Genomic DNA, 26492 nt, shown 5'->3' on the forward strand with positions numbered 1-26492 from the left:
GTGCCCCTCCGTCACCGGAGTCAGGCATCGTCGGCTGCGGCAACCATGAGCCGGTCGTCAAGCGCGTCCAGACATGTGACGAGGTCGGCATGGTGGGCGTCGAGGTAGGGGCGCATACCGGCCAGGGGGCCGATGAGTTCGGCGGCGTCGGTGGCGCCGAGGGCCGCATGCAGGGCGGCCTGGGCTGAGCGCGCTTCGGGCGCGAGGTGGGCGAGCGCGGTGATCTGTCCGGCGAGGCCGCGCAGGTCGGCGGCGTTGGCGCGCGCCCAGGTGACAGCGGCGCGTTCGGCGGCCCTGGCCTGGCGGGTGGCCGTCACGCGCTGCTCGCCCGTGGCGCCGATGGCGCCGGGGCGACCTCGCAGGTATCGGCGTTCGGCGGCCTGCCGGCTCGCGACGCCGAGGGGGCGGGCGAGGTCGGCCCAGCTGGCGCCCGCCTCGCGGGCGGTTTCAATCAGGCCGGTCTCCCAGCCGGCGAGTTGCTCACGCACCTGCCGCAACAGCATCAGGGAGGCCAACGCCTGCTCGGGACCGGGGCCGGCCGGGTCAGGGGTCTCGTGCCGGGCGTCGCGCAGGGCGCCGTCTATAGCGGCGAGGGCCGCCGCGGCGGCGAGAAAAGAGGCCGGGCCGTGGGCATCGGCGTTGGCCGCGGACGGCTGGTCAGCTGCGGTCACGAACACCCCCCGGCGGTCATCATGTCGATGACATCATGACCGTCATCGATGAGATGACATGTTACAGCGGTGCCGGTGAAGCGCACGGTTCGGTCGATCCAACGGCCTGAATTGGTACCCACACCGGCCCATATGCAGCGCTCGAACGGCGAATCGGTCGTAGTGGTCGACGTGTTGTGTCGGGGCCGTCATGGTGCCGGGATCCCCAGCGAGCTGGGCCCGCACCTGATCGACATCGCGGCGGAAGGTGTGGGCAGCCGGCAAGGAGCTGCATGGGGAATCCCCGGCGCGTCACGCACGATGCGCCGGGGCCCGAGGGGCGTTCCACAGCTCCAGTTAAGGAGGCAGCGGACGTCAGCGCTTCCAGACCGTCGCACGCCAGGTCGTCGCGTTGCCAGCGCCGTCAGTGCCGACGGAGAATCCGGCGATCACTCCGGCGTCGTTGATCGCAAACGCCGCGGCGTAGGGGCCGAGAGGCGACGGCGGCAGCGGGACGACCTTTCCGTTGGGCTTCCACAACAGGGCCTTGTCCAAGGCGGGGTTACCGGCCGGCGGCCACGCGTACCCGACGGCTGCCCCCCGGTTGTTGATCGCCAACACCTCGCCGGCCGCTTCTGCCGGATTGGGGAGCACTGTCCGGGTGCCGTTGGCATTCCAGCGGGCCGTGTCGCCGTTCGGGTTGTCGTCCAACGAAGCCCCCACCGCGGTGCCCGCACGGTTGACGTCGTACCCCCGCCCGCGCCCGGCGTTGCGGACGGTACCGTCGGCCGCCCACACCAGGACCCGGTCGTATTCCGCGCTCCCGGCAAGCCGCCCGTGACCGAGGATCACCCCGTTGTCGGTGATCTGGCTCGTCCGGGCCCCGACGAACCCGGCCGGAAGCGGCAGCGCGCTCACCGCACCCGCTGCGTTCCAGCGGACGGGGTGCGCGGGGCCGCCGGTGCCGTCACGCTTCTCGGTCCACCCGACCGCCGTGCCCGCATTGTTGATCGATGTCGCAGTGCCGCTGTTGTCGCCGGGCAGGACGGGCAGGTCGATCCTGCTGCCGTTGGACTGCCAGCGCAGGGGGTGGGTGCGGTTGTTCTCCTCGGACGCATCGCCGACCACTACCCCGGAGTTGTTGACGGCCGAGGCGTTGCCACCGCGAGAGCCATCGGGAAGGGGCAGCCGCTTCGGGGTGGCGCCCGGTGTCCAGCGGACCGGGTTGGCGTTGGGCTGGGTGTTGTAGGACACGCCGACCGCCCATCCGCGGTCGCTGAGCGCAGTCGTGCGGCTGAACTGCTCACCGGGCAGCGGTGCCAGGCGGGTGTAGCCGGGACGGTCGGCGTTCCATCGGATCGCGAGCGGCCCGTCGGAGCCCTCCACGTAGTACTCGCCGACGACCGTGCCGCTGCTGTTCAGTCCCCTGACGAAACTGTGGATCCCTCCCGGCGGGATCGGGAGCAGTTGTGAGGTCGGCAGCAGTTCGGAGGGTTCGGCCACCGCCACGGGCGCCGAACCCAGGAGGAGCAGGGCAGTTGCCGTTGTGGCGGCAAGGGTTGCAGAGCGGGGAACGCGCAAGCGGGCCATCCGGACACTCCTGATCTCTTCAATGACATTGACGTACGCGTGCAAGGGCATTCCGTCTGTTCCAGGCCGTCAGGGAACCCGCGGCGCAGCCAAGTTTCCGTGCCTGATCACCAGTTGGCAGCATCGATCTACGAAACGGCCGAATTCATACACCCGTTCGTTTTGCGCTGTCGCCCATCGACCGATGCGTCCGCCCCGCCCCGCGGACGGGACGGACCTCCGGATGACGGTGCCTCAGCAGCACTTCTGGTCCCACGACGACGGTCGCAGCCGCCAGTCGATGAGCGCCCTCGCCCGCCCGCGCGGGACAGGAGACCGCGGCGGCTTCCGGCCACCCGCCCGGCACCACTCCCCCGCGCAGCACCGAGTCCCGGGCCGACCGAAGGCACCCCAGGCATCCACCACGCCATCCGAGAGACCCAACCCGTCCACCCCTGACCAAACCCAGGCAGCCTCGGACCTCTCCCTGCACCAGGAGACGGTCCCGGTGGGCGTCAGTCCGCAGCTGCACGCGCTGCCGCACGGGGGAGGCAACGGCGAAATCACCGTTGATCATTCAACATCTGACGTTGCACCTGGGTTCATGTCTCATACACGAGAGACCTCGACAGTTTGTCCCGGGCCCGTTGTCGAACCGTGACCGGGCCATGGAAGCAGACGATTACTGGAGGTCACTGATGGTCAGACGTCGCGAGTTGCTCGGCATGGTCGGCGCAACCGTCGGAGCAGGAGTGCTGGCCATGGGTACGGCCGAGGCCGCCCCGCAGGATGAGCGGAAGCACCGCAGGCCCTCGCACCGAACGCTCAAGGTCATGCAGTTCAACATCTGGCTCGGCGGCAGCCGGGTAGCGGGCGGCCGGGCGGGAATCGCCGACACCATCGCCGCGGTCAAGCCGGACGTGGTGATGCTCAGCGAGTCGAACCCCGAGCGGGTGGCCAACCTTCTGGCCGATCTCGCCGACCGTGGGCTGACCTACTTCGACAACGAGAACCCGGTCGATCCTGCGGTGATCTCGCGCTACCCGATCATCGAGCACGCGTCGTTCCCGTACTGGTCGAAGGCGGTCGTCTCGGTCGACGGCACCGAGGTCGCGGCCTACTCCGGACACTTGGAGTACCGCTACTACGTCAACTACCTGCCGCGCGGCTACGGCGGCGGCACGCCCTCGCCCCTGGAGACCTCCGAGTACGGCTGGGGCGAGATCCCGACCGGTCCGATCACCGACGTCGGCCTGATCACACGGCTCAACGCGGCCTCGGGACGCACAAAGGTGACCAAGACGGTGCTCGCGGACGCCGCGAAGGAGCGGACCAAGGGCCGGCTGACGCTGCTGGCCGGAGACTTCAACGAGCCCTCCCACCGGGACTGGAACCACCGGACCCGGAACCTGTTCGACCACAACGGCACCGTCGTCGCCTGGTCGACGACGAAGACCATCGAGGAAGCCGGTTTCCGCGACAGCTATCGCGTGATCCACCCGGACCCCGTCCGCAGGCCGGGCTTCACCTGGCCGAGCGACAACCCGGGCGCTGACGTCGGTCAGCTCACCTGGGCGCCGAAGGCCGACGAGCGGGACCGGATCGACTTCGTCTTCTACCACCCGGACCGGCGGATCCGGCTGCTCGACAGTGTGATCGTCGGGCCGTCCAGCAGCATCGTGCGCAACAAGCGGGTGGAGGAGTCCGGCAGGGAGAGGTTCTGGGAGCCGACCTGGACCTGGCCGACCGACCACAAGGCCGTGCTCAGCACCTTCCGCGTGACCACGCGCTGAGCAGGTTCGCACCCGGGTCGAGCTCGCCTCCCTTGGCAGGTCGCCGGCCTCGGGTCGCGAGCGAACCGACCTCGTCCCACGCGGGACACAACACCGAACGGGGTGTTGCTCCGTACCCGTTCACCACACGGAGGCGGCCCGGTACCTGTATGCACCCAGCGCCGATGCACCAAACTCGCGCACCAAGCGAAAGTAGGCCCTCCGGGCCTCCGGCCTGGTGAAGTGCTCACTCCGAGCGGCTGTGTCAGTGGTGTCCCATAGGGTGCCCATGTGGACGGACGACACATGGCGCGGAGAGATTCCGGTGTGCTGCCCCCAGGCGCGCAGGCGTACTACGCCGAGAATGCGGAGGCACTCGCGGATCGGTATGACTCCCTCAGTTTCGCAGCGGTCCATCAGGAGGTCCTCCCCTTCCTGCCGACGCCGCCAGCCAGGGCCGCTGACATCGGCGCCGGCAGCGGGCGGGACGCGGTGGCCCTGATGGAGCTGGGGTATGCGGTGACCGCAGTCGAACCGGTCCGAGAGTTGCGAGAAGCCGCCGCGCACCGTCACCGGAAGGCGCTCGTGTGGCTGGAAGACTCCCTACCGAAGCTGGACCGACTGGAAGGAGAGTTCGGCCTCTTCCTGCTCTCCGCGGTATGGATGCACCTCACCAACACCGAGCGCCCCTGGGCGATGGCGCGCCTGGGCGAACTGCTCACGGCGGGAGGCCGACTGATCCTGACGCTACGCCACGGCCCGCCACCCCGCGATCGGCGCATGTTCGACGTACCGGCCTCCGAGACTGTAGAGCTCGCACTCCGGTACGGACTGCGCCTGGTTCACCAGGGAGGTGGCGGGGACCGGCTCGGCCGTGACGAAGTGCACTGGACCCAACTGGTCTTCGAGAAACGAGACTCAGCCGGTACGGATATGACGGACAGGGGTGGCCCATGACCAGCGGTGACGCGTTCTTCGACGAAGACCCTTCCGCGCGGGCGTCATGGCGCCTCGCAGTGCTGATGGGGGCCAACGCTCGGACCTACAAGTTCGCGCTGGGCGACGCACTACTGGACTTGGCTGGCCAGGGGCGTGAAGAGGTGACCCTCGCCGAACTCGCAGCACCGTACTCCTTGAGCATGGTTCGGCATCTGGCGGAGGCGCCGCAGGCCCCTGTCCATGTGTCCGTGAGTGACACGGACTTCCTGGCCGTCGCGCGAAATGAATCCGAGGAGACCCTGGCCTCCGGCCGGCCGTCTGAGCAGTTGCTTGAGGCCGCTCAACGGTCTATGCCCGGCATGGTCATGCAGAAGTTCCACAATCTGCGGGGCGTGCCGGGGGTTCCGCACCGATTTTATGAGCTGAGGGGAAGCGGACGCCGCCGCACCGTGCTGCTGACTCCCGAGCTCCGCGGGATAGCTCTGTCGGAGCAAGGAGAATCGCTGCGTGGCGAACTGAACGCTCGGTGGCACATCGTCGAGAGCTCCTTCGCTGCCGGAGTGGGCCGCGGGGTGGTCCAAGCGGGGATGCTGGTGGACAGCGCCCATGAACTTCTGCTCGACAAGCGCCGGCGCCGTCCGGTAGCCCGGGTGAGCGAGGCACTGATCGGGTTCCAGCACGGACGCTGCCTCATCTGCAGCGAGCTCATCGTGCCTCTCGGCGAAGCCGTGGTGGACCATGTGTTCCCGTACGCCATGATGGTGAGGTTCGAGAGCGTGGGCAGTTGGCACGGGCCGGACCTGGACGCCCTGTGGAACCTCGCTCCCGCACACCGCGCGTGCAACTCCGCCAAGACCGACACCCCGCCCGACAGGCATCTGCGAGCCCGACTGGCCTTGCGGAACGAGGCGATCATGCGCTCCCCCGAACCCCTGCGCCAGACTCTCAGACTCAGCCTCGGGCGGTCCCTCGGCACCGGAAGCGCCCACGATTGGAACCGGGTCTTCAGCGAGATCATGACCCTCTGACACCCCGCTTCGTAACCGAGATGACCGAGGCCGATCTACGGGCGACCAAAGCCGGAAGGATTGTCGTCAAGCCGGGCTGTGACATGAAGTCACCGCACGAACTCTGGACCGATCCTGTTGAGGCCGAGGCGCTGAAGGTTCGACTCGACAGTCTGCACCGGGCGAAGATCCGACTCGCCGATGAGGTGCTCGTGGTCGGGGACTACGTCGGAAACAGCACCCGCGCCGAAATCGCCTACGCCCGGTCACTGGGCAAGCCCATGCGGTTCACGCACCCCGAAGTCAACCCTGACGCCTGACCACCGGCTGGCCATGCTGACGGCCGATACGTCTGGTCAGGGGCGCGGGAATGTCAGGACCATCGAGGTCGGGAAGTTGCCGTCGATGCTCAGTTGACCGGCGGCGCCGGGCTGCCGCTGGACTCCCTCGATGGACAACACGGCCTTGACGATGGCCGGAATGACCAATCGATTGAGGTAGCGACCGAAACAGGTGTGAAGTCCCGCACCGTAGTGGAGGTAGTCCGAGGCGGGCCGGTCGATCCGGAACTCGGTGGGGTCCTTCACGACCGAGCCGTCGAGCATCGCCGACTGCGTCGCGGCGAAGACATAGGTGCCGGCCGGCACCAGGGTTTCATGGTGCGTGCCACGTGCGATGCGATAATCCGTGACGGTACGCCGGATCAGGCCCGCCGTCTGCGGCGCAAGACGCATCGCCTCGTCTACGTACCGCGTGAACAGGGGGTGGTCCCCCGCTCGGGCCGCCGAACAGGCGGCTGCCCACTCCACGGGCCTGTCCAACAAGGCGTCGACCGCCAGTGCGGACGCCTTCGAGAGGGTCGGGATCATGCCGACCAGCAGACCGATCAGGTTGCTGCGGATCTCGGTGTCGGTGAAGGCTTGCGAGCCGATCGTCTGCTGCCGCAGCAGTCGGTCGAGCACGGTGTCGCGGGCGGGTTCGCCGCCCGCCAGCGCGGCTCTGCGTTCGGCCACCAGGGCATCGACGTGCGGCTGGATTCCGGCGGTGGCGGCTGCCGCCTGCTCGGCGATGACGCCGTCATGGGTGAGGTTCACGAACATCTCGGCGAACAGCACGCGTGACCACTCGATCAACGTGGGCTCGTCCGGTCCGGCCACACCCAGGTACTGCGCCACGAGACCGGCCGGTACCCGGTCGCAGATGTCCCGCACCACGTCGACCCGTCCGCTCGGCAGCACCTCGGCCACCAACCGGCCTGCCGTCTCGGCCGCCAGGTCCGCGATACGCGGAGCATCCGACTGGCGGAACGCCAGCCGCAGCAGCGAACTGCCGCGCTCATAGGCGGGCCCCTGGTTCAGACCCAGGATGAAGTCTCCGGTGATCTTCTGCATCGGTGGCCCGTACGGGTCCACGGTGAACTCACGGTCATGAGTGAGCACCTCGACGACATCGTCGAACCGGGTGACGATCGCCGCATCGCGGTACACCAGCACCGGTTTGACCACGCGCAGCGCCTGGAACGCCTTCTGCGGATGGGCCAGGAGCAGATCCTGGAACAGAATGGTCACCTGCTCGGTGAAGCGATGCGCGTCGTTGCCCACGGCCCGGGTGATCTGCTTGAACTCGTCCAACAGGGATGTGACTGGCATAAGGGGCCCTCACGGGTGGTCAGTCGGCGGATTCGGCCAGGTACCGCAGGCCGTTGATGCCGGGCATGAAGAAGTACTCACCGCCGCTGACCGTGACCGTGCGGGTCAGCGGGTGCACGAAGAACGGCGGCACGCCGTTGACGGTCAGCTTTCCCGTTCCGTCGTGGTCGCCGAAGACGTCCTTGTCGTCACCGAGCCCGAAGGCGTTGCCGTCGTTCATCCACTGCGACTGAACGAACTCGAACTGCCGCTCGATGTCGGCCTGGAGGCAAGTGAAGACAAGACCGCGGTCCACGCCGTCGTCAGGCACCCCGGGCGGCAGCGGCTGCCCGTAGGGCATCCCACGGCGGATCAGACGGTGGCGGTTGACAAGCTTGCCGTCGAACGGCAGCGATGCCCTCGGGTTCACCCGGCGGATGTGCGCGCCGATCGGGCAGCGGTAGCCGCTCGGATCGTCCTCGTAGCTGAAGGCGTTGTTGCGGTGTGGGTCGGCCGCCAGGGCCGGATCCCTGCGTTGGGGGCTGATGTCGAGCGGTGTGCCGTCGCGCCACCGGCCGACCAGTTTCGCCGCGAGCAGGTCCTCGTCCTCGGCGTAGACGCGGGCGGCACTCGCCAGCTGGGCGCGGAACGCGGCGACGTCCTGGCGGAGCGTGCGGTAGACGAGGTAGCTGCCGTTGCGGGCCAGCTTGTCCGGCGCCGGCGCTGCTGGAAGAACGCCTTCCTCATCCGGGTACCCCAGCACGAACTCGCCCGCACGCACCGGGCGCCAACGGCCCTTGCCGGCCATCGCGCCCTGCTCGGTGAGGGGCTTGTCGTCCAGCGCCTCGACGTCCGGCTGGGACAGACCGTCGAAGTATCCGAAGTGCTCAACTCCGTCGGGAAGCAGGGCGGCACGCCGCCGGGACACCACGGTCGCACCGGCCTCGGCGAGCGTGGCCTCCAGCCGTTCGACCCGTTCGGAGAGCTGCTCGGGTGCCAGCGCGGACAGCAGCACCAGAGCGTGAACACGCTCCGTTCCCAGGCCGCCGACCCAGTGCTCCGGAGCGCTGGCCCCGGCGTCGCCGAGCTGTGCCGACCGGGCCGCCATGCCCTGGAGGAACGGGGTGGAGAACGTTCTCAGAAGCTCCTCGGGCAGGTTCAGCGCGCGCAGTCCGGCCGCGGTGAACGCCACGTTGAGCGCCGTGTCGGGTTTGTTCTGCCAGGGTGCGGCGGTGGTGACGTGCCCTGTGATCCTTCCGGTCCAGGAACGCGCCGCGGCGGGGTCGCCGAAGTGGACGAACACGTAGTCGGCGACCGGCATCCGGTATCCGCGCAGGACGAGACCCTGGATCGCGTCGAGGTCCAGCCGGACCGTTTCGTTGGGTTTCATGCTGACTCCGGCGTGTTCGGTGACGGCGCCGAAGGTGCCTGGGGGCCCGGTGGCGCGGGGAACCGTTCCAGGAACGCCCGCCGTAGGGCGGCGGGGTCCGCCCCTTGGACGCTGATCGCGAAGTCGGTCACTTGTCGGCGCAGGTCCAGTGCTTCGCGGACATCCGCGACCGTGGCCTCGGGATAGGCGGAGAGGAATGCCGTCGTCTCGATCTGGTTGTGCTTGAGGTACGCGACGAACGCATCGGCGTGCTCTGTACCGGGGTAACCCACGCAGTTGCGCCAGATGGTGTCCACCTCGGGACCCATCCGTGTGAGCAGGTCGGCCAGGAAGCGGTCGAGAGGCCCGTCGAAGTTGCTGACGAAGACGAGGTAGGACGACTGGAGGGTGTCCCGGCGCTGCGACGGGCCCTGGTGCACCAGATCCCGCAGCACCAGCCACCGGGCGAAGTGGATCGTCCCCAGCCGGGCCAACGGACTGTCCTCGCCGCGAGGGAGGCCGTCGAGATAGTCCTGGAGGGCCGCTCTGCGGCCGGGCAGGATCGGGGTCGTCGCCATGAAGGCGTACGCCTGACCGCTCGTGTTCGTCATGACCTCTCTCCGCTGCTCGTCCGCGGACACCACCGGGCCGTGCGGGCACGGACCGCGTCCCCTCTACAGGTCGCGCTGGACATCGGTGAGGAACGCCTCGTACAGCCGGCGGAACTCCACCGGGTCCGTCACGTGAGCGGCTCGGGCCCGGAGCTCCGCCAGTCGGTCCCGTACCGCGAGCGCCGAGATCACCGTCGTGGTCGTCGCGTCGGGGTAGGCGGCGTAGTAGTGGGCGATGGGCAGGTCGTTCTTGTGGATGTAGTCCTTGAAGGGCCCGACCGGCCTGGGACCGGGAAAGTTGATGCACCTTCCCCAGATCGCCTGCATGCGCTCCGGGATGACGCCGGAGAAGGCGTCGATGTACTCGTCCCAGGTGCCGTTGAAGTTCGTTTCAAAGAAGAGGTAGTCGTAGCGGAGCCTCTCCTTGCGCTGCGGGGCGCCGTTGTAGGGGAATCCGCTGATGATGGTCCAGCGCGCGTAGTGGATGAACGACAGCTTCGTGAGCGCTTCCCGCAGCATCTTGATACGGGCACCGATGACGAGCAGCAGACGCAGCAGCGGCGCCTGACCGAGCTTGATCGGCGTCAGCGCCGTGATGGCGGTCGCCCTGCCGTCAGCCGCCCGCACGGAGTCGGTACCGGGTCCAGGTGCCTCGTCGGAAACCCCCGGAACCGGCCGTTCGGCGGCCGGCCCGCCGGGGAAAGTCGCCCCGCTCATTCCGATTCGCCTCCCTGCTCCGTGGCGCCGGTGCAGCGCACCGGATGACCTCGATCCTCACTCTGTGCGATGAAAATATCACACAGTGCGACTAATGTCTCATATCGCCTACTTTTCCGCTTTACGTATCTCGACGCGGGGATGCCATGGGGCTGTCGCCAAGTGCGGCACATCGAGAGCTTTGACACTGGCGCACTCCGACCGTTGCCTTGCCACGCCCCATCGCCACCACTGCTGCGGCAGGCCCCGCAAGAAGACAGCCCGATCAAAGTGCAACTTTTGAGTTGCACCCGACGCCATGACGTGCAACCCTGTAGTTGCATCACACGCACGCTGACCCTGAAGGAGTTCCCCTCATGAACCAGGACCGGATCGAACGCGAAACCCTGATCAAGGCGTCCCTAGAGCGGGTCTGGTCGCTGGTGGCCGAGCCCGGTTTCTGGGTGGCCGACAAGGCGAGCCTGCCCGGCACCGTAGCCAGGGAGGGCGAGGAGGTGCTGACGAAGAACCCGGAGTACGGCGACTTCCCGGTGCGCGTGGAGAAGGTCGAGCCGCCGACCTACCTGGCCTACCGCTGGGCCAGCGCGTTCCCCGGAGAGGAACTGCGCGAGGACAACAGCACCCTCGTGGAGTTCACACTGACGCAGGAAGGCGACAAGACGCGGCTGCGCGTGGTCGAAAGCGGATTCGCGGCGCTGGCCGGGTCCGAGGAACTGCGCGGCCAGGCGGTCAAGGACAACAGCGTCGGCTGGCCGCAGGAACTCGACGCACTCAAGACGCGCGCCGAACAGCCCTCCGCGTGACCGACGAACCCCGGGGCACCGTCGAGGCGGCCGACACCGTCCTCGCGGCGCTGGCCGACCCGACACGGCGCCGACTGCTCGAACTGCTCGCCGCCGAGGGCGAGGCCACCGCGACGACGCTCGCCGAACACCTTCCCGTCACGCGTCAGGCCGTGGTCAAACACCTTGCAGTACTGGACACCGCCGGACTGGTGAGCGGTGGCCGCATCGGGCGCGAGGTGCGCTATACGGTACGGCCCGCGGCGCTCGATGCGACGGCGCGGTGGATGGCCGCGCTCGCCGCCGACTGGGACAGCCGGCTGGCACACATCAAGCAGGTCGCCGAAGCAGCGGAGCGGGACGCGCAAACCGAGTGAGGTCTGTCCCGTCCTACCTGGTGGATCGGCGCGCGGCGTCAGATGCGTTGCATCGCAAGGCAGAGGGCCGCCCTCGCACTGAGCATGTTCGGGCGGTGCTGAGGGCGGGCCCGGCTGCTGGGGTGCACCCGACCGGTACGGTGAGGAAGTGATCTCATCTGACCGTGGAACAGCCGAACGTGGAGCGGCGGAGGCAATCACCTATCGCGTGGCCGAGAGCGAGAGGGACAGGTCCGCCGTCCTCAAGGGCGACTTCATCTCGAAGACCGTCTTCAAGGTGGTCGGCTCCGAAGGCGGGTTCACGATTCGGCCCGCCCGGCTGGACCCGCCGGTCCACAAGGTGTTCCCCGACGGCGAGCCCGAGGACGATGAGGCGTCGGAGGGCAGGCGACGGTTCGTCGCACTGGACGGCGAACTCGTGTGCGGCTATGTCGACACCGAGTACGAGCCCTGGAACCGGCGGCTGATCATTGCCGACATCGAGGTGGCCGGACCGTACCGAGGCCGGGGAATCGGGCGGACACTGATGAGTTGCGCCATCAGTTGGGCCCAGGAATGCGGTGCCGGGCACGTGTGGCTGGAAGTGACGAACATCAACGCCCCGGCCATCCGCGCCTATCAGCGGATGGGGTTCACCTTCTGCGGCCTGGACACTTCCCTCTACAGCGGCACCGAGTCCGAGGGGGAGACGGCACTGTTCATGAGCCTCTTCCTCGACTGATCCACTGACCGGTACCCGGTCCACTGCCAGCACCCGGGGCCGAGACGTGCACACGGTTACGGTCCGGCGTTCACGGCCTCCTCCGCAGCTCCTACGCCGTATGCGTTGCGGGCCGCTTCCAACAGGCTCCGCCACGACTTCACCGCCGACCGTCTGCGCAACAGCGCGCGCCGGTCCCGTTCGGTCATTCCCCAGACACCGTGCTCGATCCGTCCGTCCAGGGCGTGGGCCAGGCACTCGGTGCGCACGGGGCATCCACGGCACAGTGTCTGGACGATCCTCTGCTGCTCGGCACCTGGGACGAACAAGGCGTCCGGTTGAACCGTCCGGCACGCCGCCCGTGCGACCCAGCCCCGTGCCGATTTCGCGTCCACGCGCAGCCCTCCTCGGGCATCACGCGGCCAGACTCCATGCCCCCGGTGGCCGCCGAAGACGTCACGGTAGGCGGACAAATCCCTTCTGGCGTCATCCTCTGCACACAAGCCACTCGATCAGGCGACGCCGTACCACCTCATTCCAGCCACACACACCACCAACCTCAAGCGCACCGTCCGCTTTGTCCCTCAGCGAGCCGACCGCCCTCTTCGTCCCCTCACATTCGCCCCCCTCGCCAACCAGGGCAGCGGCCGGACACGGTTCTACTGTGTGGACATGCCAGACGATCAGTACCTCGTTGACGTGGACGACGGCGTCGAGATCCCCGTCTCCACCGATGGCAGGACCTGGGCGGTCGGCGCGGTCGTCCTCAACCAGGACGGCAAGGCCTTCGCCCAGAAGCGCAGCCCCCGCAGACGGCTCTTCCCCGACTGCTGGGACATCGTCGGTGGCCACGTCGAGCCCGACGAATCCCTCGTGGAGGCGCTCGCCCGCGAGGTCGAAGAGGAGACCGGCTGGCGCCTGCGCCGCGTCCGACGTCTCCTCGGAATCACCACCTGGACCGGCGACGACGGAAACGGGACGCGGCACGAAGCCGACTACCTCGTCGAGGTCGAGGGTGACTTGGACCATCCCACCCTGGAATGGTCCAAGCACACCGCTTACGGCTGGTTCGGCCCCCATGACCTGCCCCGCCTCAAGGAGAACCGAGCCCCCGGCGAGTACCTCGTTCACGACCTCGTCGCCAAGGCCCTCCATGATCGCCCGGACGGGCTTGGCCCAGGGTCGCCCCGGCAGCCGTGAACGTCCTCACGAGCTGCGCTCACCGCCGCGCCCCGGTCTGTTCCTCCAGGGTCGCCTTCTCCGCGTCCGGTGCGCCGCCGATCACCCCGATGTGCCGCAGCGCCAGAGCGGACAGCAACGAGAGCACCAGGGTGCCGACCGCGGCGACCAGCATCGCGACGTTCAGCCCGGCAGTGGCCGCCTCTCTGGCCTGATCGAACCAGCCGTCCGGCATCAAGTCTGCCGCCGAGGCCGCGCCGGCGAGGCCGTCGCCCGCTGCCTCGGCCACCTCCGCCGGAGTACCGGCGGGGAGGTCATCAGCGATACGGCCGCGGTAGACAGCGCTGGCCAAACTGCCGAGGACCGCCACTCCCAGCGCAAGGCCCAGTTCCTGCACCGTCTCGGACATCGCCGCCGCCGAACCGGCCTTCTCCGGCGGCGCAGCTCCGACCACCAAGTCCGTGCCCAGGGCCGCGATCGCCCCGAGTCCCAGGTAGACCAGTCCGAAGCCGATCACGATTCGCGCGAGACCGCCGGTGGCGTCCACCTGGGCGAGCAGCAGATACCCGAGGGTGGACAGGGCCAGGGTCACGGCCACCACGATGCCCGGCGGCACCCGGCGCGCGACCAGCGGCGCCCCGATCGCGGCCACGAACATCATCAGCGCGGGCGGTCCCATCCACAAACCCGCTTCGACGGGTGGCAGTTCCTCCACCAGTTGCAGCTGCTGCGTGATCAGCAGCATCGAACCGCCGACGCCGACCAGCCCGACGAGCAGGACGCTCAGCGCGGCACTGAACGTACGGTCGGTGAACAGCCTGACGTCCAGCAAGGGGCTCGCCAGACGGTCCTGGCGCCGGACGAACAACACCGCCGACACCAGGCCGATCACCACCGCGCCGATCGTGGCGGCCCCCGGACCGTCCTTGGCGACCCGCTTCACTGCGTAGATCACCGGCAGGATCGCGACCAGCGAAAGGACCACGCTGGGCAGGTCGAGCCGGCCGCTCCGCGGCGCGCGGTACTCAGGGATCAGCAACGGCGCCGCCACCAGCAGCACGATCGCGACCGGAACCGCGAGGAGGAACGCCGAACCCCACCAGAACCGGGCCAGCATCACCCCACCGACCACCGGACCGAGTGCCATGCCGAGCGCGAAGCACGTCGCCCAGACGCCGATCGCCACCGAGCGCTGGCGCGGGTCGGCGAACATGTTGCTGATCAGGGCCAGGGTCGACGGCATCAGCGAGGCACCGGCGATGCCCAGCGCCGCGCGTGCGGCGATGAGCAGTTCGGTACTGCCGGAGCAGGCCGCCACCACGGACACGGCACCGAAGGCGGCGCCCCCGATCATCAGGAGCTTCCGGCGGCCGATCCGATCCCCCAACGTGCCCATGGTGATCAGGAATCCGGCGATCAGGAAGCCATAGGCGTCCATGATCCACAATGTTTGGGTGCTGCTCGGACGCAGATCCTCCGCCAGTGAGGGAAGGGCCAGGTACAGCACGGTGACATCGAGGCCCAACAGCACGGTGGGCAGCGCGAGAACGGCCAACCCGGCCCACTCCCGGGGACCCGCTCTGTGTACGGTCGAGGTGCTCATCGGACTCCCGTGCGTGTGGGTTCGAAGGACATGGGCGGTCACTCTGCCGACCGGTCCGCACGGAATCCTGACGGTCCGCCGGAGATACACTGCGACCATGCGCTACGGGGTGCTCGGCCCACTGGCCGTCTGGGACGCCCAGGGCCTGCCGGTCAAGGTTCCCGAGGCGAAAGTTCGCGCCCTGCTGGCGGATCTGCTGATCCACGGCGGCGGGCCGGTGCCGGCGGACCGTCTCATCGAGGACCTGTGGGCGGGCAACCCGCCGGGTGGCTCGGCCAACACCCTGCAGACGAAGGTCTCCCAACTGCGCCGCGTACTGGGCAAGGAACAGGTGGTCCGCGAACCCGCGGGCTACCGGCTGCTCCTCGCCGACGACATGGTCGACGCGCTGCGGTTCCAGGAATTGGCCGCACGCGCCCGCGCCCACCGGGAACCGGCGGTGAAGGGTGACCTGTTCGCTGATGCGCTCGCGCTGTGGCGGGGTGCGGCCTACGCCGATGTCGACGAGGCCCTGTTCGCCCGCGGTGAGATCGACCGGCTGGAGGAACTGCGCCTGACGGTCCTTGAGGACCAGGCAGAGGTACGACTGACGCTGGGCGAGCATCTGGCGCTGACCACCGAGCTGGCCGCGCAGGTGGCGCGGCATCCGCTGCGCGAACGGCTGCGTATGGCCCACATGCGCGCGCTGTACCGCGCCGGACGGCAGGGCGACGCCTTGCACGGCTTCCAGGAACTGCGACGGCAACTGGCGGAGGAACTGGGGGTGTCACCCGGCCCGGCAGCCACCGCGCTGTACGAAGCGATCCTGCGCCAGGAACCGCATCTGACGCCGCCGACCGTCGGGTCGACGTCGTGCCGTACCAATCTGCCCACACCGCTGACCTCTTTGATCGGCCGCCGGGAGGCGGTCGACCAGGTGCGGGCGTCGTTCACCTCGCACACCCGGCTGGTCACACTCACCGGACTGGGTGGGGTCGGGAAGACCCGACTGGCGACGGCGGCGGCGCGGGAGATGGCCGAAGGGTTCCCCGACGGGGTGTGGCTGGTAGAACTGGCCGGCCTGGGCACCGCGTCGACCCCGGATGACATCGCCGAACGCGTCATCACCACGCTGGGCCTGTGCGACACCGCGGCCTCCGAGCCGGACCTGGACGATCTGGTCGGCTGGCTCTGCCAGGCTGTTTCCGACAAACGCCTGCTGATGGTGCTGGACAACTGCGAGCACCTGATCGAACAGGTCGCCAAGCTGGCCGGACCCGTCCTGACGGCGGTGCCCGGCGGACATCTGCTGATCACCAGCCAGGAACCCCTCGACGTCCCCGGCGAAGTGGTCTGCCCGGTAACCCCGTTGGCGTTGCCGGAGCAGGGCGATCCGGCAACGGTTGCCCGGTCCAGCGCCGTCGCGTTGTTCGTGGAGCGGGCGGCAGCCGCGTCGCCCGGCTTCGTCCTCGACGCGGACAACGTGTCGGCCGTCGCCACCATCTGCCGCAGGTTGGACGGCATTCCGCTCGCACTGGAACTCGTGGCCTCCCGGCTGCGCACACTGAGCCCGGCCGAGCTCGCCGTCCGCCTGGACAGCCGGTTCCACACCCCCGAGTTCCGGGTGCGCGGGCTGCCAGCTCGCCAGCGGACCCTACGGGCCATGCTCGACTGGAGCTGGCAACTGCTCAGTGCGGACGAGCGGACCGTGCTGCGGCGGCTGGCCGTGCACGCAGACGGCTGCACCCTGTCGTCCGCCGAAGTCGTGTGCGCCGACGGGGACCTGTCAGCCGACCGGGTGCACGATCTGTTGGCTCGGCTGGTGGACCGTTCCCTGGTGGTCCGGGAGGCGGGCCGGTTCCGGCTGCTCGAATCGGTGGCCGCCTACTGCGCCGAACGGCTCGCGGAGGCGGACGAGACGGCAGTGGTCCGGACGAGGTTCGTGCGTTGCCACACTGAGCTGGCCGAACGGGAGGACGAACGGCTGCGCGGCCCAGGCCAGCGAAGCGGTCTGGGCCGCCTGGATGCGGAGACCGTGAATCTGCGCCACGCCCTCGACCTCGCGGTCGACGGGAACGACGCCGCACATGCGTTGCGGCTGGTGAACGCGCTGGCCTGGTACTGGTTCCTGCGTGGGCGGCTCACCGAGGCCCGCAGATCGCTGCGGGCCGCGTTGACCACCCGGGGCGGCAGCGCGGGCGCGCGTATCACGGCGCGTGCCTGGCTGACCGGGACGGAACTGCGCACGTCCCCGGCCGGAGCGACCCCGGTTTGGGCCGGTGAGGACCCGACGACCGGGCTCGGCGACCCGGCCCTGCGGGCCCGATTGCAGTGGTTCGTCGGCACCGGCCTGACCGCCCACGGTCACCGCCAGGAGGGTCTGCGTCTGGTGGAGGCGGCCCTGGTCGGCGCGAGGGCCGCCCGCCACCACTGGGGCGAGGCCGCAGCCCTGGTCGAACTCGCCGGACACGCCCCGTCTCGGGGCGGGACCCAAGCGGAGCTGGGCGCAGCGCTGTTCTACGAGGCGGGCGACCGCTGGGGGCAACTACGCGCCACCCGGGCCTTGGCGCTCGTCGCCGAACGCGACGGCGACCACGGGCGGACCGAACGGCTGCACCAGGAGGGCCTGCTGGCCGCCGAAGAACTCGGTCTGTGGACGGAGGTCGTCGAGGCGCTGACCTGGCTCGGCCGGACCGCCCTGGCCGCCGGCCAGACAGGGCGGGCGACGGAACTCTACGAGCGCGCGCTGTCAGTCTCGACCGAACGTGCCTACAGCCGGGGTGAGATCCGCGCGGAGACCGGTCTGGGGCTGGTCGCCCGACTTCGCGGCGACGAGGAGGCCGCTCGACGTCATCTGAACCGCGCGCTGGCAAAAAGTCGTTCGTTGGGCGTCGCCGGAGCCTGACCCATGACGCCGCCTCCTTCAATGGCGCGCGGTGCATGGCACGAAAGTACCCTCTGGTGTCATTGCAGTCTCTGTCCCGTTGCGACCCACGCACGGCACAGTTGCAGGCATGTACCCCGAGATCCTTGCCCAGGAGGGCTACACCTCCGCCTCCGTCGATGAATCCCCGGTCCGTGAGCTGTTCCCCGGCATACGGTTGCGTCCCCTATGGCAGGGACCGACCGGCGCGCACGCCAACCTGCTGGAGATGGAGGCGGGCACATCCTGGCCGCACCGCGATGTCCACGAGCCTGGCCCAGAGGAGGTGTACGTGGTTGCTGGCACCTTCAACGACGGAGCACGCGACTACCCCGCGGGCACGTTCCTGCACGCCCCGGCGGGGTCGTGGCACGTGCCCTCGACCACAACAGGCTGCACACTGTTCCTCTTCTACCCGGCGGGCTAGCAGTCCGTAGGCAAGACGGGAGGCGAGATGATCGCCCCGTAGATGTGTGCTTGGGTTGGTCGGTTCGGTTGCCTTCCTGTGGTGAGGGGCCGGAGATCGGCGGGCGTAGATGCGGTGGTTCGGTCACACTGCGCCCACTGTGACCGAACCACCGCATGCCCCAGCACTTCCACATCTCCTACCGGAAGGGCTGCACTCTGACGACTCCACGTGCAAACACCCCGAGGCGCAACGGCGTTGTTGACCCCTGCACCGGAGCCGACTGGAACGCCCCATCCACGCGTACCGCCTGGGCTGAGGTCACGGAGCCTGTGTCGCCTTCTTGAAGACCTCGAACACGGCCAGGTAGTTCTTGCCGCTGTAGCCCTCGGCGATCGCCTGCGCGGCGATCTCCTTCATCAGCCGCGGCTGGTCGGAGTGAATGCCCTGCTCCTCACAAGTGCGGGTGATGTGCTCCAGCGCGTTGAGGTTCATCTCCAGGGTGCCCATGTCACCGGGGTAGTTGCTGCTGTCAAGGTTGGGAACCTGCGCGGTGAGGGATGAGTCCACCACCGAGGGCATGAACCAGTTGAGTGCGAGATCGGCGAACGTGACGGCCGATACGTTCGCCGATCCGACCAACGCCACGGCGTGCAGGAAGCCGTTCATGGTCGCGTACATCATGTCCAGCAGTGCGGCGTTGTACAGCACCGCTAGGCCGGGGTCAGGGCCAAGGTACCGAGGGCCGCCCATGCTCGCCAAGGTCGTCCGGTGCTCGTCGAAGACGGCCTGCGCCCCGCTGTAGAGGAAGATGGAATCTGGGTGCCCGACGAGAGCCGGCGGTACCATGATCGCGCCGTCAAGATAGTCGACGCCCCGGTCGGCGGCCCAACTGACCGCAGTGTGAGCCTCCTTCGGAGTCCCGGAGTTGAGGTTCACCAGTACGCGGCCCTTCCAGGCGTCACCAGCGGAATCGGAGACCGTGTGCATGGTCTCGTAGTCCTTGAGGCACATGATCGTGACAGGACTCGCGGACACCGCCTCGGCGACGGTCCCCGCGCGGTGGGCCCCCTGGGCAACAAGGCCGTTGGCTCGCTCAGGAGTGCGGTTCCATACGGTCGTGGGGTGGCCGCGTTCCAGAAGTGTCCCGGCGAGGGCAACGCCCATCGGGCCGAGGCCGATGACGGTAACGGGCTGGGGCTGCGGGCTTGCTGATTGCTGGTTCGTCATGCGGAATAGACTGCTCTCTCACATCGATGTGAGAGTCAACTGAACGTGGTGATCGTCACATGCGCATGGGGGATTTCTCCCGACGGACCGGGGTCAGCCAGCGCCTGCTGCGCTACTACGAGGAACAGGGGCTGCTCAAGCCATTGCGGCAGCCGAGCGGATATCGCGAGTTCACGGAAGGAGACGTAGCCACCGTCCGGGGCATCCGTATGCTGCTCGGCGCGGGTCTCAGCACCGCCACGATCGCCGAACTGATGCCCTGCATGGTCGACGACGGGCAGACCCTCGCGCCGGCCTGTTCCGGCATGCTGCCCGACCTGAACCGCGAACGTGAACGCATCAACGAGGCGGTGGCGGGCCTGCTGGCCGCACGGGACGCGCTGGACGCCGTGATCGCCGCCACGGCGCCGGCCGGAGGTGATGATCCGGAAGCCTGCTACGCGGCCGGTGCCGCCAAGAGGCCCAGCGACGCTGTTGTGTTACCGCTCGGCACACACATCTGACCGCACCGGAACAGGCAACCCGCGTCCTGGAGCACATCACCCACACCTGTGAGGAACAGGGCATTCACTCATCGGCAGCGCAACTGACGGCGCTTCGCCAGCACCACCAGAAACAGATCCGGGTTGCCTTCATCCCCTGTTCGCAGCCGTTCACCGGTGTCGGTCCCGGCCCCTGCACACCATGGTCTCCGGGTCGTGGTTCGCACATGCGTGATCTGGGATCATGGGCCGATGGATCATGTTCGGCAGATGGTCAGTTCTGGCTCGCCACTCGAACCGCACATCGGTTTCTCCCGGGCGATCCGCAAGGGAGCCCACGTCGCAGTTGCTGGGACTGCTCCCATCGGGGACGACGGGAGGACCGTGGGGCTCGGGGACGTCTATGCCCAGACCGTCAGATGTCTAGACATCGCAGACGCTGCGCTGAAGGCAACGGGGGCGTCACTGGAGGACGTCGTGCGAACCCGCGTCATGCTCACCGATGTGACTCGTTGGAAGGAAGCCGCGCAAGCGCACGGGGAGCGGTTCGCGACCGTCCGTCCGGCCTGCACCTTCGTTGAGGTCTCACGCTTCATCGATCCCGAATGGCTCGTTGAAGTGGAGCTCGACGCCATCCTCGACCAGCCCTGATGCGACGGCGCTGCGCGGGCCGGGAGATGGGGCCGGCGTGCCGTGTCGGGGTAAGTCCGCAGGGGCGGACCGGGATCATGGTCATCGACATGAACACGCGTGCCCTCAGCCTTTGCTGTGGACACGCGTGTCACCGGACCGGACCACGCCCGTCAGCCCGCGAACAGAAGCCGAGCCGGGCCACAGATTCACGGCAGGAAAAACCGTCCCTCACCTCACGATGAGAGCGTTGCGAACGGGCTACGCCGTTCGATCCTCACCGCACTCTGGCGGCTGCAGCGCCAACGGCGCCAGGCTTGGTCGGTCCATCGGTCAGGCCTCCGGCGGCGCTGGAGAGGTGCCTTCTGGCGACGCGGCTCTCGGGCCCCAGGCATGTCGGTCCATCTGAGCGGCCTTCTTGCCGAGGTGACCTTCCCTGGTCAGGACGGCGAGAGAGTCCAGGATCACGCGTGAACTAAGCAGCGCCGTCTGTTCCGCCCAGTCGTACGGAGGAGCGCATTCGACGACTTCGAGGCCGGCGAGGCCGGGCGCCGAGATCATTCTGATGAGGTTCAGTGCTTCCCTCGGCAGCAGACCACCTGGTTCCGGCCAGCCGGTGCCGGGCACGAATCCCGCGTCGATGACGTCGATATCGAAGGAAAGGTAGACCGCTTTGGCGCCCTTCCACGCCATCTCCAGCGCGATTTCCGCGACCTTTTCGATACCGACGCGCTCGACATCGCCCACCGTGATGATGGTGGTGCCCCGCTCACGCCCGACCTTGACTCCGGCTCGTGGTGATTGCCAGCCGCCGATTCCAATCTGAACGAGGTTGGTCGCGGGAGCATTCTTGATGTTCGTCGCATGGAACCAGGGCGTGGTGTGCATGCGCTCGTCCAGGTCGGTCTCCTGGGTGTCCACATGCCGATCGAAGTGAATGATGCCGATGTTTCCGTCGACGTACGGCGCCATTCCTCGGATCGTCGGGTATCCGATGGAGTGGTCACCACCCAGGATGACCGGGAAGACACCGCGCTGGTAAACATGCGCCATCGCCTGACTGATCTGGTCGAATGACTTCTCCAGATTCCCCGGGATGGTGAACACATCCCCGATGTCGACGATGTTCAACTGCTCGCGCAGATCGACACCCAGTTCAAAGCAGTAGGTGCCGAACAGGTTCGTCGACCGTCGAATTCCCTGCGGTCCGAATCGAGCTCCGGGCCGGTACGTGGCACCTGAGTCGAGCGGCGCACCGAACACGGCGACCTCGGCGTCCTCGACCTGGTTCACGTCCTCCAGGAAGGGAGTCTTGAGGAAAGTCCCCCGCTCACCGGCGAAGTGCGGTAGTTCACCGCGGGAGAACGTGGGAATCGTCTTGTCGACGAGCGTCGGCGATCCGGCCAGTCCGAACGCCAACCCTCGCTCGATTTCCTCGTCGTGACGGAAGAGCGAAATCCGGTGCTCGGCCTCCTGCGCCCACTTGCCTTCCTTCATGGCGAAGGCATCACTGTGCGAGTGGCTGTGCTGGTGCGATTGCGAATGACCAGGGCCGGTGTTACGCGGCTCTTGCTGGCTTGCACCGCCGGGGTCGTTCCCCGATGATGCCGTGTTGCTTTCTTGCTCACTGGGCTCGGGCGTTTTCGGCATTTCAGCCTCCAACGAGGCCGTCTTTACGCGGAACCGGTACGGCCACCCTCGTCGGCGGGCGCTCTTGTAGCGCCTCTCTGGCACCTTAGCACCGGAGCCCGAGCAGTTCACCAAGAACCCGGTGCATACGACATGTAGATCGCGACGGAAACAGCGACACTGGTCGCCCCAGGGTTTCAGCGAGGACGACGGAGGCGTGGACTGAACGCACGCATCGGGTGACGGCGGGGCCCATCAGTGGCCGGGGTGGCCGGAAATCGCAAGCGTGGACGTACGCGGCAATCCCGCTCTGCCGACACGGCGTGGACGTGATGCGCATGTTTAATGCGCCCCGTGTCCATGGAGGCGACCTGAGAGCTCCTGAAATTCCCGGTGTCCGTTTCGTGGACAGGCCCTGACCTGCCAGAAATCCGTCACGATGGTGGAAGGGAGCAGTAGACCGGGCCGCTGGAGACGCTCTGCGGAACACTCCAGCACAGGACGATCATGCTGCGCCCACACGACTTGTCGTCGAACGCGTCGAAAGGGCGGGGGACGGCCCCGCCCGGACGTAGGGAGAGGCGGGAAGCGATGGCGACCGACGACTGGGATCTTGTCCAGAGATATCGCGCTGGGGACCACGAGGCAGCCAGGCAGCTCATGGGCCGACACTGGCAACAGCTGATCCTGCTGACCTTGTTGAAGCTGGGCGGCAATTGGCACGACGCCGAGGACGCAGCCGCCGAGGCCTTCACCGCTCTGGCGGACGACCGCGGTGTCAAGCCGATCCGCAGCGTAGGCCCCTGGTTGAGGCGCGTCGCCCTCAACAAAGCGGCAGACAAGGCGCGGAGCAAGACGCCGCAGCCGATGGGCGAGCCGGATGAGCCGCCAGCCGACCTTCCTGCGGGAGCCGAGCAGGTGGACGGACGACTGACCACCAGGGACATCCTGCAAGCCCTCGACGCGCAGGAACGACGCGTCATGGCGGTGGCCCTCGACGGCGAGACCGCGGGATGGCCGCGCCTCCATCAGGCGCAAGCACTGGACATGGAGCTGTACAAGGACTACAAACCAGCACTGCGCCAAGCTCGACGACAGACGAAAGAAGCCCTGCTCCTACTGCACATGCTGCACCCGGAGAACAAGCCGTGTCAGGGGTTACTGGAGAGGTGCGGTGTCACTCCCGGCCAGGCAAGCAGTGGTCCACAGCTGACCCCTGAGGGCCGGAGAGCCGGGATGGAGCACATTGGGGCATGTACTGACTGCCCGGCGAAGCGGAAGAAGGTGAAGGACCGTCACTGGGTACCCGGCGTGGTGTTCGCCCCGTCGCCGGAACTGTACGACCGGGTGCGCAACATCTGCGACGCACGGCACCTGGAGAGCAGGTCGGGAAAGAACAGGGCACAGCGGAATCCAGGCACCAGAGCCCAGGGGACCCGTACCGGTAGCCGCCCGATGAAGACCCGCCCCGGCACCCAGGTCGACCGTTGGGATGCGTCCCCGCTCGGCACCCGATCTGTACGGCGGCTGGTCAAGGGCGTTGGTGCGGGCGTCCTTGCCGCGCTCCTCGCGATTGCCATCGTGGACAAGGGCAGAGTGGACATCAGCCTGCCGGAGATGGAGATCCTTCCCGGGGTGAAGGCCTCCGCCAGTCCCGGCGGCACGGACGAGGTCCGGACGAACACCGGCAACGTGCCCACCGGCGAAGGGAACACGGTCGACGGGCACAACGAGCACGAGAAGAACGACGAGAACAGCAAGAACAGCGAGAACAACAACACAGCCAACGGCGGCACAAACAACGGAAACACTGACAACAACAGCACCGGCAAAAGCAGCACCGGTGGCAGCACAAACAAAGGGAACACCAACAACGGCAGCACCGGCGGCGTCAGCCTCGAAGGCGGTGGAGTCGTCGCCTCACCGGAGGACACCACCGACCCCAGCGTCTCCCTCGCTGGCATCAGCACCAGCGCGGTCGGGCAGGAGGTGGTGGGCACCGGGGGTTCGGTCATGCAGACATGCGGCCCGGACGGAACACCCACCACCTACAGCGTGTGGGTAGCCGCATCTGACCCCTCGGGTCTCCAATTCGTGATCCTGTACATCCAGCACCCCACCGACACCTGGACGTACGAATCCAGTACGGGCGTCGCCGACGGCGACGTCGTCCGGTTCGACATCCCGGCCTACCGGACGACCCCGAAGGTTCAAGGCACGGTGCAGTTGCAGCTCTTCGCCATGGCGAAGGACACGAAGGGGAACCACACCGACCTCGATCTCGGGACCCTGCCGCTGTATGAGTGCGGCGAACCCGGCTGACCTCACAGCTACGCGGCCCCTGCGACCCCGCTGTCCCCACGACCGACGACCGACGACGCGCGCCTGATCACACGGTTCACAGCCAACCGGTCACATCACCTAGGAGCAGCACATGAGTTCCGTCCCCTCCCCCATGCCTCCGGCCCCGTCCGAGCACTCCCAGCCCGGCCCGTTCCTGACGATGCACACCGCCCTCATCCTCCTGACGGCCTTGGTCATCGGCCTGATCGTCGGTGGACTCACCTTCCTTGGCGGCACCCCGGCTCCCGGCGCGATCCTCGCGGGCCTGCTCAGTGCCGGAATCAGCGTGCCGGCTCTGCACCGTCTCATCGGCTGACACCGCCCCATGTCCCGGAGAGCCCGGCCGCAGGAGACCGACGTACGACTCGGAGCCGGATGGTCTGAGAGAGGAGGACCGGATCTTCTTGACTCACCGGGGATATGTACCTGTATGACGCCATCAAACTGACAACAGCCGTCAGGGAACGGCCCACCGCACAGGCGTGGCGGGTGCCGAGTCGAAGGGTGTGGACGGACCCGGGGATCGTGGCCTTCCGGCCTGGCACAGCAGACGGCGTTGGCCGGGGTCGACGAGATCGCGGCCAGGCCGGACCTGACGAGTCCCGCCTGATCCCTGATGGGGAAGACTGAGCCCATGAGAGACATCGTTTTCACGCGCCAGAGCGGCTGGATCCCGTACGTGATCCGCGAGGACGGTGGGCTGAAGCTGGCGCTCGGTGCCGGGGCCGACGCCAACCATGATCCTCGCACGTTCACGTTCTCGATCGGCGAAGCCCACCTTGCGGTGATCCGGCAGGACCTCGCGAGACACCTGCTGTTGTGGAGTGCGGTCCTTCCGCTGTGCGACGCCGCCGGAACGCGGGGCCGGCTCGACGAGGACGCTGCCGTCGCGCTCCTGGACCCGATCCTCCTCGCCGCGCCCGCGGACGTCGACACTCTCTTCCACGGCATCCGGTGGGACAGGGGTCAGCTCATTGCCCATGGCGCTGACATCGATCTGCTGGAGCGCGGCAAGGTCTGCGCGGCGATGCGCGCGGCGACAGAGACGTCCAATGGGCAACGGGCTCAGGAGTACCACGCGAACCGCCGTCGCGCCGAGCGCGGAACAGTACTCGGTCCCCTCGACGCCGCGATCTTGAAGTACACGGGCCAGTACCTGCACGGCGCGACGGTTCCGAGGCGGATGCCCGACGCCGTCGACCCCGCGCTGCTGCCCGAGGTCATACGGGTGATCGCCACCGCAGAGCAGGCGTGCGCCGGAATGCGGATCGGCCGGGATCCGCGACGGGGCAAGCGCGCCACGGACAAGCGTGACTGGGATCGGATGGCGTCGACGGTCGACGCGGCCGTGCGCCGTGCGCATCCTCAGTTGGTCGATGACGCGGTGCGCACCGTGAGCTTCCTGATGTGCTCCGAGGCCGCGGACCGCTCCAGGAGCGCGCCCGTGGAGGATGACGAGGAGGCGGCCGGCGACGGCTTCGGCAGGAGTGCGCGGAAGACGATCCTGTCGTTCACCGACGACAAGGGCGTCGAGAAGGTTTGGCTCGCGGACAATCCCCGCACTGCCTCTGCGGAGTTCTGGGAGTTCGTCGGCGATCGCTCCGCCGCGGACAACGAAGTGTTCACCATCGAGGACGAGGAGATGGGTGAGGGGATCCAACTCCACTTCTACGCGGACTCCATCGCCCGGATCACCACGGCGCACCAGGGCAAGGGCGGGTCGGATCCGGAGTACCGGGTCGAGTACGGCCTGGTCGACGGGATGGGCGGGTACCGGAAGCTGGTGAGCGCCTTTGTCGGCGGCGGCTGCGCCGCACTCGAACAGCACGGCCCTTGGATGTTGGATGTTGCTGAGTTCGAACGCGCCCGCCGGCAGCGCAACGCCCGGTAGCCCCGGCGGGAGCCCGCGCGCCGATGCACGCCCACCGCTGCTGATCATCGACGACGTTCTCGCCGTCGATCCGGAT

At 67.9% G+C, this 26492-nt stretch carries 24 protein-coding genes, 1 pseudogene and 1 riboswitch; of the genes and pseudogenes, 15 read left to right on the forward strand and 10 right to left on the reverse strand.

Features of this window, described 5'->3' with window-relative positions:
- Window positions 1-20: 20 nt before the first annotated feature.
- Window positions 21-671 (reverse strand): type III effector protein, encoded by a 651-nt coding sequence (locus ABZ348_RS02260; RefSeq protein WP_358928424.1) that lies wholly within the window; start codon window positions 669-671, stop codon window positions 21-23.
- A gap of 354 nt (window positions 672-1025) precedes the next feature.
- Window positions 1026-2240: a hypothetical protein gene (locus ABZ348_RS02265; RefSeq protein WP_358928425.1), complete on the reverse strand. Its 1215-nt coding sequence runs from the start codon at window positions 2238-2240 to the stop codon at window positions 1026-1028.
- 677 nt (window positions 2241-2917) lie between these two features.
- Here ABZ348_RS02265 and ABZ348_RS02270 point away from each other — a divergent pair.
- From ABZ348_RS02270 to ABZ348_RS02285, 4 genes and pseudogenes are all read left to right on the forward strand, one after another.
- Complete coding sequence (locus ABZ348_RS02270; protein ID WP_358928427.1) at window positions 2918-4012, forward strand: endonuclease/exonuclease/phosphatase family protein; 1095 nt, start codon at window positions 2918-2920, stop codon at window positions 4010-4012.
- A 285-nt stretch (window positions 4013-4297) separates the two neighbouring features.
- On the forward strand, window positions 4298-4948 hold the full coding sequence (locus ABZ348_RS02275; RefSeq protein WP_358928429.1) for a class I SAM-dependent methyltransferase: 651 nt from the start codon (window positions 4298-4300) through the stop codon (window positions 4946-4948).
- Complete coding sequence (locus ABZ348_RS02280; protein WP_358928431.1) at window positions 4945-5958, forward strand: HNH endonuclease signature motif containing protein; 1014 nt, start codon at window positions 4945-4947, stop codon at window positions 5956-5958. The genes ABZ348_RS02275 and ABZ348_RS02280 overlap by 4 nt, the downstream gene beginning before the upstream one ends.
- Before the next feature lie 5 nt (window positions 5959-5963).
- Window positions 5964-6257: pseudogene (locus tag ABZ348_RS02285) on the forward strand (hypothetical protein); the annotation flags it as partial.
- A gap of 36 nt (window positions 6258-6293) precedes the next feature.
- Here the strand turns inward: ABZ348_RS02285 and ABZ348_RS02290 are convergent.
- From ABZ348_RS02290 to ABZ348_RS02305, 4 genes are all read right to left on the reverse strand, one after another.
- The gene (locus ABZ348_RS02290; RefSeq protein WP_358928433.1) at window positions 6294-7586 is read right to left on the reverse strand and encodes a cytochrome P450; all 1293 of its coding nucleotides are present in this window, start codon (window positions 7584-7586) and stop codon (window positions 6294-6296) included.
- Between the two features lie 19 nt (window positions 7587-7605).
- Window positions 7606-8955, reverse strand: a complete 1350-nt coding sequence (locus ABZ348_RS02295) for a Dyp-type peroxidase (protein WP_358928435.1) — start codon at window positions 8953-8955, stop codon at window positions 7606-7608.
- Window positions 8952-9545, reverse strand: coding sequence for a hypothetical protein (locus ABZ348_RS02300; protein ID WP_358928437.1), 594 nt, complete (start codon window positions 9543-9545; stop codon window positions 8952-8954). The genes ABZ348_RS02295 and ABZ348_RS02300 overlap by 4 nt, the downstream gene beginning before the upstream one ends.
- Window positions 9546-9608: 63 nt before the next feature.
- Window positions 9609-10262, reverse strand: a complete 654-nt coding sequence (locus ABZ348_RS02305) for a hypothetical protein (RefSeq protein ID WP_358928439.1) — start codon at window positions 10260-10262, stop codon at window positions 9609-9611.
- A gap of 356 nt (window positions 10263-10618) precedes the next feature.
- Here ABZ348_RS02305 and ABZ348_RS02310 point away from each other — a divergent pair, with 356 nt between their 5' ends.
- From ABZ348_RS02310 to ABZ348_RS02320, 3 genes are all read left to right on the forward strand, one after another.
- Window positions 10619-11065 (forward strand): SRPBCC domain-containing protein, encoded by a 447-nt coding sequence (locus tag ABZ348_RS02310; protein ID WP_358928441.1) that lies wholly within the window; start codon window positions 10619-10621, stop codon window positions 11063-11065.
- Window positions 11062-11421: a metalloregulator ArsR/SmtB family transcription factor gene (locus ABZ348_RS02315; protein WP_358928443.1), complete on the forward strand. Its 360-nt coding sequence runs from the start codon at window positions 11062-11064 to the stop codon at window positions 11419-11421. The genes ABZ348_RS02310 and ABZ348_RS02315 overlap by 4 nt, the downstream gene beginning before the upstream one ends.
- Window positions 11422-11569: 148 nt before the next feature.
- A complete protein-coding gene (locus tag ABZ348_RS02320; RefSeq protein ID WP_358928445.1) occupies window positions 11570-12142 on the forward strand; it encodes a GNAT family N-acetyltransferase in 573 nt (190 codons plus the stop codon).
- A 56-nt stretch (window positions 12143-12198) separates the two neighbouring features.
- Here the strand turns inward: ABZ348_RS02320 and ABZ348_RS02325 are convergent, their stop codons facing one another.
- On the reverse strand, window positions 12199-12516 hold the full coding sequence (locus ABZ348_RS02325) for a WhiB family transcriptional regulator (protein ID WP_358928447.1): 318 nt from the start codon (window positions 12514-12516) through the stop codon (window positions 12199-12201).
- A gap of 277 nt (window positions 12517-12793) precedes the next feature.
- Here ABZ348_RS02325 and ABZ348_RS02330 point away from each other — a divergent pair, with 277 nt between their 5' ends.
- Window positions 12794-13321, forward strand: coding sequence for an NUDIX domain-containing protein (locus ABZ348_RS02330; protein ID WP_358928449.1), 528 nt, complete (start codon window positions 12794-12796; stop codon window positions 13319-13321).
- A gap of 19 nt (window positions 13322-13340) precedes the next feature.
- Here ABZ348_RS02330 and ABZ348_RS02335 read toward each other — a convergent pair whose 3' ends face one another.
- The gene (locus ABZ348_RS02335; RefSeq protein ID WP_358928451.1) at window positions 13341-14903 is read right to left on the reverse strand and encodes an MFS transporter; all 1563 of its coding nucleotides are present in this window, start codon (window positions 14901-14903) and stop codon (window positions 13341-13343) included.
- Between the two features lie 97 nt (window positions 14904-15000).
- Between ABZ348_RS02335 and ABZ348_RS02340 the strand changes: the two genes are divergently transcribed.
- Together ABZ348_RS02340 and ABZ348_RS02345 are read left to right on the forward strand one after the other, a co-directional pair.
- Window positions 15001-17787 carry a BTAD domain-containing putative transcriptional regulator gene (locus tag ABZ348_RS02340; RefSeq protein WP_358928453.1) on the forward strand — a complete coding sequence of 929 codons (2787 nt, stop codon included), beginning with the start codon at window positions 15001-15003 and terminating at the stop codon, window positions 17785-17787.
- Between the two features lie 109 nt (window positions 17788-17896).
- Window positions 17897-18232, forward strand: coding sequence for a cupin domain-containing protein (locus ABZ348_RS02345; protein ID WP_358928454.1), 336 nt, complete (start codon window positions 17897-17899; stop codon window positions 18230-18232).
- Between the two features lie 300 nt (window positions 18233-18532).
- Here ABZ348_RS02345 and ABZ348_RS02350 read toward each other — a convergent pair whose 3' ends face one another.
- The gene (locus tag ABZ348_RS02350) at window positions 18533-19441 is read right to left on the reverse strand and encodes an NAD(P)-binding domain-containing protein (RefSeq protein WP_358928456.1); all 909 of its coding nucleotides are present in this window, start codon (window positions 19439-19441) and stop codon (window positions 18533-18535) included.
- A 59-nt stretch (window positions 19442-19500) separates the two neighbouring features.
- Here ABZ348_RS02350 and ABZ348_RS02355 point away from each other — a divergent pair, with 59 nt between their 5' ends.
- On the forward strand, window positions 19501-19944 hold the full coding sequence (locus ABZ348_RS02355) for a MerR family transcriptional regulator (RefSeq protein ID WP_358928458.1): 444 nt from the start codon (window positions 19501-19503) through the stop codon (window positions 19942-19944).
- A gap of 249 nt (window positions 19945-20193) precedes the next feature.
- The gene (locus tag ABZ348_RS02360) at window positions 20194-20574 is read left to right on the forward strand and encodes a RidA family protein (protein ID WP_358928793.1); all 381 of its coding nucleotides are present in this window, start codon (window positions 20194-20196) and stop codon (window positions 20572-20574) included.
- A gap of 312 nt (window positions 20575-20886) precedes the next feature.
- Here the strand turns inward: ABZ348_RS02360 and ABZ348_RS02365 are convergent, their stop codons facing one another.
- The gene (locus ABZ348_RS02365; protein WP_358928460.1) at window positions 20887-22203 is read right to left on the reverse strand and encodes an agmatinase family protein; all 1317 of its coding nucleotides are present in this window, start codon (window positions 22201-22203) and stop codon (window positions 20887-20889) included.
- Between the two features lie 11 nt (window positions 22204-22214).
- Window positions 22215-22281: riboswitch (guanidine-III (ykkC-III) riboswitch) on the reverse strand.
- Between the two features lie 492 nt (window positions 22282-22773).
- On the opposite strand from ABZ348_RS02365, the gene ABZ348_RS02370 reads away from it, so the two are divergent.
- The 3 genes from ABZ348_RS02370 to ABZ348_RS02380 all read left to right on the forward strand — a co-directional run bounded on the left by ABZ348_RS02370 (window position 22774) and on the right by ABZ348_RS02380 (window position 26416).
- A complete protein-coding gene (locus ABZ348_RS02370) occupies window positions 22774-24504 on the forward strand; it encodes a hypothetical protein (protein ID WP_358928462.1) in 1731 nt (576 codons plus the stop codon).
- A 112-nt stretch (window positions 24505-24616) separates the two neighbouring features.
- Window positions 24617-24841, forward strand: a complete 225-nt coding sequence (locus tag ABZ348_RS02375; RefSeq protein ID WP_358928464.1) for a hypothetical protein — start codon at window positions 24617-24619, stop codon at window positions 24839-24841.
- Between the two features lie 318 nt (window positions 24842-25159).
- Entirely contained in the window at window positions 25160-26416 is a 1257-nt protein-coding gene (locus ABZ348_RS02380; protein WP_358928466.1) for a DUF6357 family protein, read from the forward strand.
- The last annotated feature ends 76 nt before the right edge of the window (window positions 26417-26492 follow it).

The sequence above is a fragment of the Streptomyces sp. NPDC005963 genome (assembly GCF_040638655.1).
Classification (GTDB): domain Bacteria; phylum Actinomycetota; class Actinomycetes; order Streptomycetales; family Streptomycetaceae; genus Streptomyces.

Coding starts and splice junctions, on each gene's coding strand:
- ABZ348_RS02265 (WP_358928425.1), bottom strand. CDS start 2,240: ATGGCCCGCTTGCGCGTTCCCCGCTCTGCAACCCTTGCCGCCACAACG.
- ABZ348_RS02270 (WP_358928427.1), top strand. CDS start 2,918: ATGGTCAGACGTCGCGAGTTGCTCGGCATGGTCGGCGCAACCGTCGGA.
- ABZ348_RS02275 (WP_358928429.1), top strand. CDS start 4,298: ATGGCGCGGAGAGATTCCGGTGTGCTGCCCCCAGGCGCGCAGGCGTAC.
- ABZ348_RS02280 (WP_358928431.1), top strand. CDS start 4,945: ATGACCAGCGGTGACGCGTTCTTCGACGAAGACCCTTCCGCGCGGGCG.
- ABZ348_RS02290 (WP_358928433.1), bottom strand. CDS start 7,586: ATGCCAGTCACATCCCTGTTGGACGAGTTCAAGCAGATCACCCGGGCC.
- ABZ348_RS02295 (WP_358928435.1), bottom strand. CDS start 8,955: ATGAAACCCAACGAAACGGTCCGGCTGGACCTCGACGCGATCCAGGGT.
- ABZ348_RS02300 (WP_358928437.1), bottom strand. CDS start 9,545: ATGACGAACACGAGCGGTCAGGCGTACGCCTTCATGGCGACGACCCCG.
- ABZ348_RS02305 (WP_358928439.1), bottom strand. CDS start 10,262: ATGAGCGGGGCGACTTTCCCCGGCGGGCCGGCCGCCGAACGGCCGGTT.
- ABZ348_RS02310 (WP_358928441.1), top strand. CDS start 10,619: ATGAACCAGGACCGGATCGAACGCGAAACCCTGATCAAGGCGTCCCTA.
- ABZ348_RS02330 (WP_358928449.1), top strand. CDS start 12,794: ATGCCAGACGATCAGTACCTCGTTGACGTGGACGACGGCGTCGAGATC.
- ABZ348_RS02335 (WP_358928451.1), bottom strand. CDS start 14,903: ATGAGCACCTCGACCGTACACAGAGCGGGTCCCCGGGAGTGGGCCGGG.
- ABZ348_RS02340 (WP_358928453.1), top strand. CDS start 15,001: ATGCGCTACGGGGTGCTCGGCCCACTGGCCGTCTGGGACGCCCAGGGC.
- ABZ348_RS02345 (WP_358928454.1), top strand. CDS start 17,897: ATGTACCCCGAGATCCTTGCCCAGGAGGGCTACACCTCCGCCTCCGTC.
- ABZ348_RS02350 (WP_358928456.1), bottom strand. CDS start 19,441: ATGACGAACCAGCAATCAGCAAGCCCGCAGCCCCAGCCCGTTACCGTC.
- ABZ348_RS02355 (WP_358928458.1), top strand. CDS start 19,501: ATGCGCATGGGGGATTTCTCCCGACGGACCGGGGTCAGCCAGCGCCTG.
- ABZ348_RS02360 (WP_358928793.1), top strand. CDS start 20,194: ATGGTCAGTTCTGGCTCGCCACTCGAACCGCACATCGGTTTCTCCCGG.
- ABZ348_RS02365 (WP_358928460.1), bottom strand. CDS start 22,203: ATGCCGAAAACGCCCGAGCCCAGTGAGCAAGAAAGCAACACGGCATCA.
- ABZ348_RS02370 (WP_358928462.1), top strand. CDS start 22,774: ATGGCGACCGACGACTGGGATCTTGTCCAGAGATATCGCGCTGGGGAC.
- ABZ348_RS02375 (WP_358928464.1), top strand. CDS start 24,617: ATGAGTTCCGTCCCCTCCCCCATGCCTCCGGCCCCGTCCGAGCACTCC.
- ABZ348_RS02380 (WP_358928466.1), top strand. CDS start 25,160: ATGAGAGACATCGTTTTCACGCGCCAGAGCGGCTGGATCCCGTACGTG.